Source organism: bacterium, from assembly GCA_024228115.1.
In the GTDB taxonomy this organism is placed as follows: domain Bacteria; phylum Myxococcota_A; class UBA9160; order UBA9160; family UBA6930.
On record JAAETT010000214.1, the window covers coordinates 1 to 13,161 of the forward strand.

Genomic DNA, 13,161 nt, shown 5'->3' on the forward strand with positions numbered 1-13,161 from the left:
ACACTACCTCGCGGCTCTCGATCGCGAACTCGACACCGATCCGACCGACACCGATTCGCCGTTCTGACGAGAAACCAGCACTCGCGCGCGACCACGGCTAGATGATCAGATTTCTACGGTTTCTCGTGATCGCCAACAGGCACAGGCCGGGCGGAATGGCTCGGCCGGGGATCGGGTGGCCGCGTAGGGAGGTGGACAGGGTGTTGCCCATCGCGGCTTTCGCCGCGGGCAACCTACGCGCACGCTGAACGGGACCTATGCCTGCGCATTATTTCCGCCCGGCCTGCGCCCAGCCCCGGCGAAGCGGCTCCCCCGCTAGTGGTTTCGGATCCAGGTGCGGATTTCGGCTGGGGACATCAGCGTGGGGTCACCGAGGCGTTCGTCTGGCGCATTGGCGAGAGCAGGCGGCAGATCGTCGATGATGCGATCGAGGTCGGCCGCTGTCTGGATCTCTTCATCCAGCACTCGCGCCATCTCGAGGTCGTGTTCGACGCCGTGGCGTCGGACCGAGGCAGCAAGCCCCTTGAGCAGTGCTTCCCAGGTCGTCATGGGGCCCTGGGCGATGGAGGCGGATTCGGCTGCAGAATCGATGAACGCGAAGGGTACCTGGACCGGCTCGACTCCCTGGGCCAGGCTGGCCAGGATCCAGTCGCTGTCGAACGAGAAATCGTAGACGGTCGGCCGTTCCAGGATCTTGCCCAACACATCGCTTGCGTACAACTTGAATGCTGCCTGGGTGTCGAGGATGCCGCGGGAGTAGATCGCTCGGCCGATCATGCGTTGCATATGGCGCAGCAGGACGATCCCCTCTCCCCATCGCGCCTCCTGCTTGATGAGGACGGCGTCTGGATGTTTGCGGTCGCCTAGCACGACCTTGGCTCCACGCTCGACCCAGGGGCGCATCAGCAGGCCGATCTGCCCGAGATGGACGGAGTTGTCGGCGTCCGTGTAGACGACTGCATCGACGCCATTCTCGATGGCGCGGGCGCAGCCTAGAATGATGGCGCCCGCCTTTCGCGAATCGTCGGCGGAGCCGAGCCCGGCCAGGGGACCTTCTCCAGCCGGCAGTGCGTCGGCGAGTTCGAGTATCGTGACGCGATCCCGTGCCGCATGTTCCCTGGCCCGACGTCGCGCAAGATCCGCGCTGCCGTGGGGGCAGCCGTCGTCGACCGCGTAGATCTCCCATTCGATTCCGGTGCCCGCGGTCGCCCACTCCAGCTGATCCAGTTTGACGTGCAGCGAATCTTCACCGTTGGGGTTGGCGGTGCTGCGTGGAAGGAGCCGGTGGTGCTCGCCCCACATCGCGAAGACGACGGCGATCCGAAACGGCTCGGAGTTTCCTGCCAACCAGCGGCGCGAATCCACGAGCTTGGCCGCGAGGCGGAATTCGAGCGGAGCCCCATCCGAGCGGGCAGCGTCTTCGATCTCGGCCACCGAGAGCTGCTCTTGTTCGAGCAATTTCGCGGTGAGCCGCTGAAGGCTCTCCCGATCGCCGGGGTCGGTCAGATCGAATCGGGTCTTTGCCTTGCGAAGCAGGTCAGGGAGAGTAGTCATCATCCTTCCAGTCGCCGGGTCTTGCCAGGAGATGGATAGCGCACAGGGACGAGCAGCCCAGCAGGTCCGGGGCGAACGCCGCTGGCACTTCTGCGGCCGACGGCTCTTCGTTGACCCGTACCGACGATTCGAGGAGAATCCGCTTTCGAACGAGAGGGACGGCGCGTCGTTGCGTCCCGGCTGGAGGATCCCATGGCTGACGTGTTGGGCGACTGGAAGACGCTGGAGCTCGAACGGGAAGGGGCCGTTGCGGTCCTACGCCTGGATCGGCCCGAGGTCCTGAATGCGATGAGCGCAGGGCTGATCGATGACATCCGCGAAGCGTTGGCGGCAGTCGAGGCCGATGCCGAGGTGCGTGCGCTGGTCATGACCGGCAACGGGAGGGCGTTCTGTGCGGGGGCTGATCTGGCCGCGAGTGTGGACGAGCCGGGGGAAACGCTGGGCGACAAGGTGGCGCATAGCATGGATGCCCGGTTCAACCCGCTCGTGCGCGAGATGCATGGGCTGCGGGTACCGATCGTCGCAGCCGTGAACGGGGTGACCGCCGGGGGCGGAGTCGGCCTGGCGTTGTCCTGCGATCTCGTGCTGGCCGCCAAGTCGGCCAGCTTCAAGCTGGTATTCGCGCCGGCACTGGGCATCGTTCCGGACGTTGGAGCGAGCTATCACCTTCCGCATCGCGTGGGGCGTGCCCGGGCACTCGGCCTTGCCCTGTTGGGCGAGTCCCTCTCGGCGGAAAAGGCAGAAGAATGGGGCCTGATCTGGCGCTGTGTTCCGGATGATGACCTGATGGAGATCGCCATGGAGTTTGCGGAGCGTCTCGCGTCCGGTCCGACCCGCGCGTTCGTTCGTCTCCGGGACGTCTTTTCTGCGGCCGAGCAAGGTGATCTCGATTCCCAGCTCGATGTCGAACGGGACGCTCAACGGGAGCTCTGCAGCTCGAGTGATTTCACGGAGGGAGTCACTGCCTTCCTGCAGAAGCGACCGCCGAACTTCCAGGGTCGCTAGTGAGGATTGCGGTTACGTGGCATCTGCAGCCCAGCTCCGGAATCAGCCGGCTTCCGCTTCCGGATCCTCGTTCTCTCCCGGCAGCTCGAAGCGGTGGAAGAAGACCGGTTTCTCTTCGGGCCCCTTGGGCTTCCGTGAATCCCGAAATTTGAAGGCCGCGTAGGAAAAGACGGCGAGGATCATCGTGGCGATCGTTGCCACGAAGATGACGGTAGATAGGACGGGAACGAGATCCATCAGATTCTCCCGAGTCGGTCGAGTTTGCCCCAGCCCATGCGAATGCCGACGAGTTCCTCGAAGGTGGCGAAGACCTTCGCGAAATCGATGCAGAGGGCGAAGAACATGCGATAGAAGATTGCGTAGGGAACGAGGCCGATGCTCTCTTCCTCGGCGGAAACGCAGTAGAGAGCGGCCGCCATGTCGAGGATGGTGAGCTGCAGGAACCAGAACAACAGCGGAACCGAGTTACCGTGGTTGTAGGCCACGAAGACGAACAAGACGTGGGCAAAGACATTCATGAAGGGCCAGGCGATGCCCTCGAAGATCATGTACCAGAGCGTCAGGCAGGCCGTCGGCGTCGAAAACAGCGACCCTAGCGTGCGCCGATGCTTCTTCATGGCCTGCAGGATCCCGCGGGTCCACCGATAGCGTTGCTTGAGCAGGTCCAGCGGGTGTTCTGGGGCTTCCGTGTAGGCCACGGCCCCAGGTTCGTAGTAGATCTGCCAGCCGGCGATCAGCAGCTTGATGGTGAGGTCGCAATCTTCCGCGAAGGTGTCCGAGTCATACCGGCCGACGCTATCCAGCGCGCCCTTGCGGAAGATGCCGATCGGGCCGGGGATGATGTTGACAGCGTGGAAGAAGCCCTGGGCCCTGCGAGCCATGTTCAGTCCCTCGACGTATTCGAGGGCCTGGAGACGAGCCAGGAAGCTGTTCCGATTGACGACCTTTACGCTTCCGGCCACGGCTGCGATGGACGGAGAAGAGAAATGACGCACGGCCTTCCGGAGCGTCTCGGGGGCGAGGCGCGAATCGCCGTCCATGCAGAGGACCAACTCGCCGCTGGCATTGGCGATCCCCGTATTCAGTGCAGAGGACTTGCCGCCGTTTCGCTGTCGGATCACCCGGACCGAAACGCGTCCATGATCTCCTTCGAACCTTCGGGCAGAATCGTAGGTGTCGTCGGTGGAGCCATCATCGATGACGAGAATTTCGTAACGCGGATAGTCGAGCGCGAAGAGGGATCGGATCGCGCCCTGGATGACCGGCCCTTCGTTGTACGCAGGAACCAGGATCGTCACCAACGGGGTTCGCGACGTAGCACTTCGTTCCCCTTCGAGCTGTGCCAGGTAGGAGAACCAGAGCAGGCCGAAGTAGCGCAAGATGAGCAGCACGAGGAAGCCCAGGATCATCACGAAGGAGGTTTGGAGAAAACCTGCAGGAAGATCAATGCGCAGATCGAGCAGCAAGCCAAAGAGAAGAAACGAAAGGGTGACGAGGAGGGAGACCGCTCCAAGGACGGTGAGGACGTAGAGGGCCCGACTCACCTTCAGAAGCTCCGCTTCAGCTCGAGCCCAACCTTCGACGCGCGGTAGGTCGATGCCCGCTGCGACTGATCGAACGTGCCTTCAGCCCGCAGCGCCCAGGAGCCGAGCGTCCACTGGAGTAGGCCGCGAGCCTTCCAGGTGGGGCCGCTACTCCACAATCCGAACTCCCGGGAACTTCCTGCACCTGCACCGGCTTCGATACGAAGTTCGAGTGTGGGGGTGAGGACGAGATCCTTGCGCGCATACAGGCCCAGGGATCCGTCGAGTTCCGGGCTGTAGTAGATGTCTTCGGGGCGGTGGTAACTCGCGAAGCTTCCAGCCACGACCAGCCGGGCGTCGGTCTGCGGGAGCGGGGCGAAGTCCACCTCCAGATAGCTTCCCACCAGACGGTTGCCATCCGTGAGGCGGCCGGCTTCGAGGTTCGCGTAGAATTCCGAGCGCTCACCGAGCTGTCGCCAGACGCTGATGCGGGCGTAGGAAGCCTGGATTCCGGCCCGCAACGCCGGAAGGGAATGGGCGTCTTCCCATTGATCGCGATGGCCGAGGGCGAGCTGGACCGACATGTCCGACCATCCCGCGTAGTCGATTTCCGCCTGGCCGATCAGCTTGTCTGGAGCGTCCCGCCAGGAACGACCCGAAAGGGTTAGGCGGCTCGAAACACTCTCTGAGAGCTTGTGCTCCAGGCCGAATCCGAGTTCTCTTCCCTTCTCGGTGCTGTCACCGCGAAGCAGTCCCGGTTCCGCCGGGTGATCGATTTCGAGCCAGCCCGCGCGCGCGAACAGGCGGGTGTCGAAGTCGAGCGAGAAGGACGCCTCCGCACCGGCACGCATCGCTTCGAAATCGCCCGAATCCGAAACGAGTTCGAATCCGGGCCGAAGGAAGGGTCGGTAGTCTCGCCTGAGTTCCTCCCAATCGCGTCTTGCTTTCTCGTCCTCTTCGAGGTCGAGGGCCTTTCGGAAGGCACGATCGGCTTCACTCTTGCGATCGGACCATGCGAAGACGCGAGCCAGGCCTCGGTAGGCCCGCGCGTTGTCGGGCCGTTGCTCGAGGACCGAATCGAAATCCCTCTCAGCCGCTTCGAGTTGGCCAGCCCAAGAGTGAACTTCTCCTCGCTCGACGAGGAACAAGGGATCTCCGCCATTGCCGACGAGGACATCAAACTCAGCAAGCGCTTCGTCGTAGTGGAGCTGCCAGGCGAGTACGCGGGCCAGTCGGAGTCGGGCGTCCGTCTGGGTCGGGTCCTGACGTAGAACATCACGATAGATCTCGATCGCGTCGTCCCAGTGTTCGCGTTCGACCAGCCACTCATTGGCCTGGGCAAGGCGTTTCTGCAGGCCGGCTTCTTCTGCCTTGCCTGGCCAGGCGAACACGAGCACGACCAGTGCGACGCATGCAGCGAGGTGAAGCCTCATTTACCGCCCTTTTCCACAGTGAGCCAGGGTGAGAGATCGTCGAAGAAATCCTTGAAGACGTTCTCGGATTCACCCTTCACGGGTTGGAACCCGACCCTCAGGCCCTTGCGGGGAATCCTGGCGCGACGCAGGGCTTCTCCGAGCCGCCGGGTGATGATCTGCGCATTGGCCGTCGGCGTCAGAACGAGCAACATCAAGACGCGTTCCTCGGTGAGTGCGAGGATGGCGTCGTCGCCGCGAAGCGTCTCGTCGGCGACCGATACGAGTGAATCGATGACCTCGGGCTCGCCTTCTACGGCCATCATCGTGGACGTCATCTGATAGGCACGGGCGAACTCGGTTGCGCGTTCCACGAGTACCGCGAAGGCCTCTTCTTCCAGGTGATGGGATGAGTTCCCCCTCGCCAGGAGCCCGACGACGTCGTTCTCCTGCAGGGTCGAAACGCCACCGGCAGAGGCGGCGAGCAGGGTGGTGACCCGGCTTTTGAGCTCGATGGCGTTGACCGGCTTCGTCATCACGTCCGTCGCTCCCTGGAAGAGCATGCGAACGCGGTCCGCGGCCCGTCCGACCCGGCTCGATGTGACGAGCACCGGAATGTTCGAGCCCGAAGCCTGGAGAGAGCGCAGGACTTCCTCGCCCGTCACCCTCGGCATGACGAGATCGAGGATGAGAAGGTCCGGAGCATCGGCCAGGAGGGCTGAGAGAGCCTCGAACCCATCCTCGGCGAAGCGGATGTCGAAATCGCTGCCCAACATGTCCTGCACGCGCTCGCGTTCGAAGCGCTCGTCTTCCGCAACCAGGATGCGCGGTCGCGAGAGATCGGGTTGCGAATCGCTCTGGACGGGAGGCGAGGGCAGAGAAGTGGTCTTCGCCTGGGATTCCTGACGCGCGTTGGCCTGGCGAATGCCTCCGGCCGTGATCTCGAACGGGAGCATCTCAGCCAGAGGTTGGCCCAGACGGCACTTGTCGATGCGGAGCGTCCGGTCGCCGTCTTCACTTCGATCCAGCTGGACGATCGCCCCAGCAACATCGCCGAGTACCTGCTCGAGTGCGGGGGTGTCGCGAAGGCGCGAGTTGCTCGATGTGACGAAAATCGTCCCCTCAGTTCCGGCAGTGATCTTGAGCAGGCGACGCACGACATCTCGCATGCTCACCTCATCCAGGATCTCCTGGGTGAGTTTGCCGATTTCTTCGATCACGAAAGTGCCGGGCGATCCAACAGCCTCGACGATGGCTTCGATCAATGCGTCGGCACCGTGGACACGTACGAGCGTTGCCGCACGTGCATCGAGCTCGAGGATCGTGAGCAGACCCGTGCGTACGGCGTGTTCCAGTGTCAGGCCGAGGCTTGCTGCCTGACGAAGCAGGAGTTCCGGGGGTTCGCCGGTGATCAGCGCAGCCGTTTCGCCTCGGCTGGTGGCCGCATGCAGAAGCTCGAGGGCGAGGACCGTACGTCCACTCCCCGAAGGCCCCACGACGACCGTCGGGAGTTCCGGAGAAAGGCCGCCCAGGGAGTCGTCCAGGATGGGCACTCCACAGCGTTTCATGGTCGCAGGGGCTCGGCAGATTCCACGTCCACCCATCGTCGGGACGGGCACCCTGGATTAGACGCTGGCTGCGATGAATCCAGTCGGACTGGAACGAAAACCGATCCAGAGCGACTCAGGGAAAAACCCGAGAGGTTGGGTGAAAGACCCGGCCATCTTCGGTTCTAGGGAGCGTCCGAGCCGAACTCCCAGCGCACGCCCACGCCTCCGTAGAGGTTGCGATCCGGAGCCGGCTCGTAGTAGCGGCCGCCAAAGGCATTGATGCGGACATTGCTCTGGTAGGCACGGTCGAAGAGGTTGTTGACGCCGAAGAAGGGCGTGATTCGCAGGTGCCCCGCATGGAGGGGCCATGCCAGCCGGAGGTTTGAAACCAGCGCGCTTCCATCTTTCGCCGTGTTGGCGTCGTTCAGGTAGATATGTCCCACGTAGAGTGCATCCCAACTCACGAAGAATCCCGAGCGGTGGCGAAACGCGATCTCTGCGTGGAATTGGTTCCGGGGGGCGCCGGGAATGCGATTTCCGTCGAAACGGCCGGCTGGTGTCCGGTAGCGATCGAAGCGGAGATCCGAGTGGGCGTAGGCGAGCGAGAGGGTCAGCCCCGGGTGGGGCTCCACAGCGAGAGCGGCCTCGACGCCCCGCCTCGAGCTTTCTCCCGCATTTCGGAAGAAGCGTCTTTCCGGCATCGAAGCGACCTCGAAGGGAACGAGTTCGTCGTCGACATCGATGTCGTAGACGACGAGCTCATAACGCAAGCGACCCGGGAGCAGGCCTTTGACGCCCAGTTCGTAGCCAAGAGCGGTCTGGGGCTCGAGAGATGTATTGAAGCCGCCGGAGCCCTCGGGGTCCGCGAGTTCGGTCGTCGTCGGAGTCTCGAACGAAGTCGAGATGCGGCCGTAGACGTTGAAGGCCGTCGTCGGATGCCATAGCAGGGCCAACGCCGGGCTGAATTCGTCGAAGTGAATCTCTCCCGAGTCGTCCCCGTCGGAAAGGAAGTCATCGTCGACGTCGAACTCGACGCGGTCGAAGCGGGCACCGAGGCTCAACTCGAAGTCGTGCCCGAGATCGATCTGGCCCTGGGCGTAGAGGCCCCAGCCGGTGACGTCTTCGTGTTGGTCGAAGACGAGAGGGCCGCGATCGCCCATGAGATTGTCGAAGCGTTTGCGGCGGTCGCGTTGGGCATCCACGTCCAGGCCGACGACGAGCTGGTGCTGCCGATCGAAGAGCGTTCCCTTGCCTCGATACGAGAGCCCGCCCCCGAAAAAAAGACGCTCCAGATCCACGGCTCCGCCGGAGGTGAAGGGGAGCCGGTTCTCGAAATCCCGTTGCACCACGTAGCTCCGCGCGGCGATTTCGTGGGCATCCCCGAAGGCCTTCCGGTACAGGAGGCCGAGCTTCTGCTGATCCACCTCCTCTCCGGTGTCGAAGAGGAGATTGCGCGTCCTGGCTTGCCGCCGATCCGTGTGGACTTCTTCTCGGGTCAGCCCGCCCGGGTCGTCCGCCTTTGGTGAATCGACGGCATTCAAGACGAGTTGGAGCTGGGAGCTTTCGTCGACCTGCCAACGGAAGCGTCCGTTCAAATTGGATGCACGGAACCCGCTCTGATTCCGGTAGCCATCGACATGCGTTCGAGTGGCGTTCACGAGGTAATCGACGGGCCCCCCGCGTCCTGCAGTCTTCAGTTGCTGACGGGCGAAGCCCTGCGCTCCATAGGAAACCCGGCCCTCGACGAAGGGGAGATCCGGGGGTTCCTCCGTATGCAGATGGATCACGCCGCCGGCGGCACTCCCATACAGCGATGACGCCGGTCCACGCAGGACCTCGACCCGGCCCGTCGACCCGAGATCGATCGCATCGACGCCCGCTTGCCCATCGGGAAGCGTCGCCGGAATGCCATCCACGAAGAGCTTGATGCCGCGGATCCCAAAGCTCGAGCGGGCCCCGAAACCGCGGCTGGAAATGCGAAGATCCTGGGCGAAGTTGGCGCGGTTCTGCATGAAGAGCCCGGGAACGCTGGAAAGGGCTTCGTCCAGGCCCAGTTGCTGACGTCCGAATTGGACCTCCGACGGGTCGATGACGGAGACGGCCGCCGGAACGTCGACCCAATCTTCGGGGATGCGGCGACTGTGCACGGGGAGCGAGTCGATGGACGGACTCTCATACGCCGCCGGCCCGGTTTCTGCTTCAGGTCCCGCGGCGTCGGCATGCGGGCCGGCGTTCGTGAGGTTCTCCTCCGTCCGAGCGCCGTCGGCCCAGAGGCCGAAGACCAGGATCAATGTTGCTGTCAGCCGCATGAGCTGGCCAGGAACCCGTTTGCTCATTCGGATCGGGGCAAGGAGGCATCTTCGCATCGTGTGTTGGATCTCAGTTCGAGCGGCCGGCTCATTGAAGCAGAGTGGGAAGCGGCAGTCACCAGGACGCAGGAGACCTCTCTTGCCAGCGAGAGTCCTGATCTGTTCCAAAAAGGGACGAGAAGATCGTATTGTGGCGAATATCTGAAGGAAAGGTGGCCTCCCGCCGAAACCGGTATGAAGGGAACGCTGCTAGCATCAACCCCCGAAACGCCGGCAAATCATCTGCGAGGATATCGATCGTGGATAGCGGAAAACAGGATCCGTGGAGGCCGTCAGCCGGGATCCAGCAGCTCTACGTCGACCATTCGAAGAGCCGTCCTGCGGTAGGCGCCGAACGGGCCATCCACTACACCGAGTTCTACAAACGCGATGCGGAAGACTACGCATCCACGGCACTGCGGAATGCGCATTGTCTCGCCTACCACCTGAAGCACCGCTCCATCCAGATCCATCCCGGAGAGCTGATCGTCGGTTCGCATACCGAGCACCGGATCGGCGCCATCTGCCACATCGAGAAAGCCGGTGTGGCGATGCTGGAAGACGTGCTGCGCTTCGAGAAACGCCCCGTCAATCCGCTCCACATTCGCGCAGCCGACAAATGGAAACTGGTGCGGACGGTGATCCCCTACTGGTTGCGCCGCAGTCTCCCAATGCGGGCTTTTTCCTTGCGAGAGCAGCTCGGCTATGCGCGGGATCAACTCGGTGCGGCGCACTTCGTGATCAACGAAGCCGGCGGTGTGGCTCATTTTCTTCCAGACTACAGCGAGCTCATTCGACTTGGAACGAAGGGGTACCGCAAGAAACTCGATGAGCGTCTGGCGCGGGGGGACACGAGCCCGGCGCAACGGAATCAACTCGAAGCGAGCCACATCTGCCTCACGGCCCTCGAAGCATTTGCGGATCGCTATCGGGTTGAAGCCGAAAGACAAGGCAGGGCGGACCTGGCCAGGTTGCTTCTCAACGTTCCCCGCAACCCGGCCACCAACCTTCACGAGGCGCTCCAGCTGATCTGGTTCTTCCAGCTGGTGATCCAGGTCGAATCGATCGATCAGGGGATCAGCCTCGGTAGGATCGACCAGTACCTCTACGAGCTCTATTTCCGCGAGCAAGAGCAGGAGGAGTTCGACGCGAATCGCGTGCGCGATCTCTTCGCCGCGTTCTGCCTCAAGCTCTCCGAGGTGATTCCACTCTTTTCGAGTCGCTCGACCGAGTATTTCGCGGGGTTGCCGACTGGATAGGCCCTGACCCTGGGAGGGGTCGATGCTTCCGGCGACGATGCGACCAATGCGTTGAGCTTCCTGCTGCTCGACGTCCTCGAGGGTTTCAAGACCCGACAGCCCAACTGGCATGCCCGCATCAGCAAGAACACCGATCCCGCGTTCACTCGACGGGTCGTGGAGGTCATCGCCGGCGGCGGCGGCTCTCCGGCTCTCTACAACGACGACGTGATCATGCCGGCCATGGCGCGGCGCGGTGTCGACCACAAGAAGGTCTGGAACTACGCGACTGTCGGGTGCGTGGAGCCGGCACTGTCTTGCGAGAGCTTTACGTCTTCGGATGCCGCGATCTTCAATCTGGCCATCGGTCTCGAGTTGTTGCTCGGTGGCGGGCGACGCATGAAGGATGCGACCCCGTGCCGACGTCCGTGGCTCGATTCGATCGGGTGCATGGATGATCTGCTCGAATCGCTGGAAGAGCAAACGCAGGATCGCCTCGAGATGTTGAAGCAGTCTCTCGATGCCATAGAGAAAGCCAACGCGGAGTACTTTCCGACACCCTTCTCCTCGCTCACGATCGGCGGATGCATCGAGAATGCGACCGACTCCACTCGCGGCGGGGCGTTCTACAACGCGTCGGGAATCCAGGCGGTGGGCGTTGCCGATCTCGCCAACTCCCTGGCTGTCATCCAGGAGCTGGTCTTCGATTCGAAGCAGGTATCACTGGAGGAGATCGCCAACGCCTGTGCGACCAACTTCGAGGGCCAGGAGCTGCTCCAGGCACGAGCCCGCAAGATCGCGAGCTTCGGGAACGACGACGCCTGGGTGGACGAGCTGGCCGCTGAGGTCGCGTCGCTATTCGATCGATGCGTGTCCCGATACACGAATACGCGCGGTGGGCGCTGGATGCCGGGCTACTACTCGATGACCTGCCACCAGGCCTTCGGAAAGAAGATGGCGGCCCTGCCTTCGGGGCGGCTCGCCGGCCGGCCGCTGGCAGACGGGCTTGCCCCGGTGGACGGTTCGGATCTGCTCGGCCCCACGGCCTCGCTCAATTCGGTGGCCAAACTCGACCATCGGGCATTTGGCAACGGGATCAACGTCAACATCAAATTCGACGCGCAGACGGTTGCGGATGCAGCCGGCAAGGCTTCTCTCGAGGCTCTCGTGCTGGGATATTTCGACCAGGGCGGCATGCAGCTGCAGATCAATGTCCTCGACCCTGCCGTGCTGGAAGACGCGATGCGCAATCCCGACGAACACCGCAATCTCCTGGTGAGGATCTCGGGCTACTGCGCATATTTCGTCGATCTCACGCCCTCCATGCAGCAGGAGCTGATCGATCGCACCCGGCAGCGGGCCCAGTGAAGGCAACCGCGCCCGTCTTCGAGATCCAGCGGTTCTCGTTGCACGACGGGCCGGGCATCCGCTCCCTGGTCTTCCTCAAGGGATGCGCATTGCATTGCCCGTGGTGCCAGAACCCGGAATCACAAGAAGCAAATCCGGTCATTGCGTTCTACCGTGATCGTTGCACGGAGAGCTTCTGCTGCGAGGAGGCCTGCTCCGAGCAGGCCATTTCGCGGACGGGTTTCCGTATCGACTACGAGCGCTGCACGGTCTGCGGGGATTGTGTGGATGCCTGCGCGTACGATGCGCTTCGGCCGATTGGCGAGATCTACACGGCTGAACGCCTGATGGAATGCCTGCTTGCCGATCGAGCCTACTATCGGAAATCGGGCGGTGGCGTCACCTTCAGCGGCGGAGAGCCGTTGCGACACCCCCGTTTCCTCCATGAGGTGCTCGATCTCTGCGGGCGTGAACGCATCCACACGAATCTCGAAACCGCGGGCGTGTTCTCTTTCAGGCAGCAGGAGGCCCTGCTCCGGAAATTCGATCTCATCTATTTCGACCTGAAGATCCTCGATTCGGCGCTGCACGAGGCTCATCTCGGCGACGGTTATGAAACGATCGTCAACAACGCATGCCGCCTGGTCGAGGGGGAATTCCCGGTGGAATTCCGCTTGCCTCTCGTTCCCGGTTTCACGGATACGGACGCGAACATCGAGCGGGTGATCGAGCGTCTCGGCACGCTGGGGAGGCGTTCGATCCATCTTCTCGCCTACCACAACATGGGTGAGGCGAAGATCGACGTCATCCAGGGCAAGCAGCCAAAACTATGCCTGCCGAGGTATTCCGACGCGCAGCTCGAGAAGGTGCAGGATCGCTTCGAGGCAAGCGGCATCCAGGTCCTGAATCGGCACTGATCAGGTCCCGGGGGCAACGCACTGAGCTACCAGGGGTGGAGGCGCACCGGAAGCTCCGTGAAGCCCTTCACGAAATTGGATCGGACGCGAACCGGCTCCCCGACCACTTCGATCAGGCGATAGCGTGCTAGTCCCTTGTCACACCAAAAGCTGGGGGTAGAGTCGTCGCAGTTTCACGCGGGCTTGTTGGGTCGTGAATTGCCAGTCGACGCCCTTCGTCGTTCGGTTGCGATCGTCTTGCCAGGCTTGGACTTGGCGCGTGAGATC

At 62.8% G+C, this 13,161-nt stretch carries 10 protein-coding genes; 4 read left to right on the forward strand and 6 right to left on the reverse strand.

Annotated elements, in window-relative coordinates; all coding sequences use genetic code 11:
* Positions 1-315 precede the first annotated feature (315 nt).
* Positions 316-1,557 (reverse strand): glycosyltransferase, encoded by a 1,242-nt coding sequence (locus tag GY937_09985; protein ID MCP5057038.1) that lies wholly within the window; start codon positions 1,555-1,557, stop codon positions 316-318.
* A gap of 189 nt (positions 1,558-1,746) precedes the next feature.
* On the opposite strand from GY937_09985, the gene GY937_09990 reads away from it, so the two are divergent.
* Positions 1,747-2,559 (forward strand): enoyl-CoA hydratase, encoded by an 813-nt coding sequence (locus GY937_09990; protein ID MCP5057039.1) that lies wholly within the window; start codon positions 1,747-1,749, stop codon positions 2,557-2,559.
* A gap of 42 nt (positions 2,560-2,601) precedes the next feature.
* Here GY937_09990 and GY937_09995 read toward each other — a convergent pair whose 3' ends face one another.
* The 5 genes from GY937_09995 to GY937_10015 all read right to left on the reverse strand — a co-directional run bounded on the left by GY937_09995 (position 2,602) and on the right by GY937_10015 (position 9,380).
* Positions 2,602-2,796: a hypothetical protein gene (locus GY937_09995; protein MCP5057040.1), complete on the reverse strand. Its 195-nt coding sequence runs from the start codon at positions 2,794-2,796 to the stop codon at positions 2,602-2,604.
* On the reverse strand, positions 2,796-3,968 hold the full coding sequence (locus GY937_10000) for a glycosyltransferase family 2 protein (protein ID MCP5057041.1): 1,173 nt from the start codon (positions 3,966-3,968) through the stop codon (positions 2,796-2,798). The genes GY937_09995 and GY937_10000 overlap by 1 nt, the downstream gene beginning before the upstream one ends.
* A gap of 137 nt (positions 3,969-4,105) precedes the next feature.
* Positions 4,106-5,515 (reverse strand): tetratricopeptide repeat protein, encoded by a 1,410-nt coding sequence (locus tag GY937_10005; protein MCP5057042.1) that lies wholly within the window; start codon positions 5,513-5,515, stop codon positions 4,106-4,108.
* Complete coding sequence (locus GY937_10010; GenBank protein ID MCP5057043.1) at positions 5,512-7,062, reverse strand: response regulator; 1,551 nt, start codon at positions 7,060-7,062, stop codon at positions 5,512-5,514. Before GY937_10010 ends, GY937_10005 begins: the two co-directional genes overlap by 4 nt.
* A gap of 164 nt (positions 7,063-7,226) precedes the next feature.
* Entirely contained in the window at positions 7,227-9,380 is a 2,154-nt protein-coding gene (locus GY937_10015; GenBank protein MCP5057044.1) for a TonB-dependent receptor, read from the reverse strand.
* A gap of 272 nt (positions 9,381-9,652) precedes the next feature.
* On the opposite strand from GY937_10015, the gene GY937_10020 reads away from it, so the two are divergent.
* The 3 genes from GY937_10020 to GY937_10030 are packed head-to-tail and all read left to right on the forward strand — an operon-like array spanning position 9,653 to position 12,894.
* A complete protein-coding gene (locus GY937_10020; protein ID MCP5057045.1) occupies positions 9,653-10,651 on the forward strand; it encodes a hypothetical protein in 999 nt (332 codons plus the stop codon).
* 51 nt (positions 10,652-10,702) lie between these two features.
* Positions 10,703-11,998 carry a hypothetical protein gene (locus GY937_10025; GenBank protein MCP5057046.1) on the forward strand — a complete coding sequence of 432 codons (1,296 nt, stop codon included), beginning with the start codon at positions 10,703-10,705 and terminating at the stop codon, positions 11,996-11,998.
* Entirely contained in the window at positions 11,995-12,894 is a 900-nt protein-coding gene (locus GY937_10030) for a glycyl-radical enzyme activating protein (GenBank protein ID MCP5057047.1), read from the forward strand. The genes GY937_10025 and GY937_10030 overlap by 4 nt, the downstream gene beginning before the upstream one ends.
* Positions 12,895-13,161 lie beyond the last annotated feature (267 nt).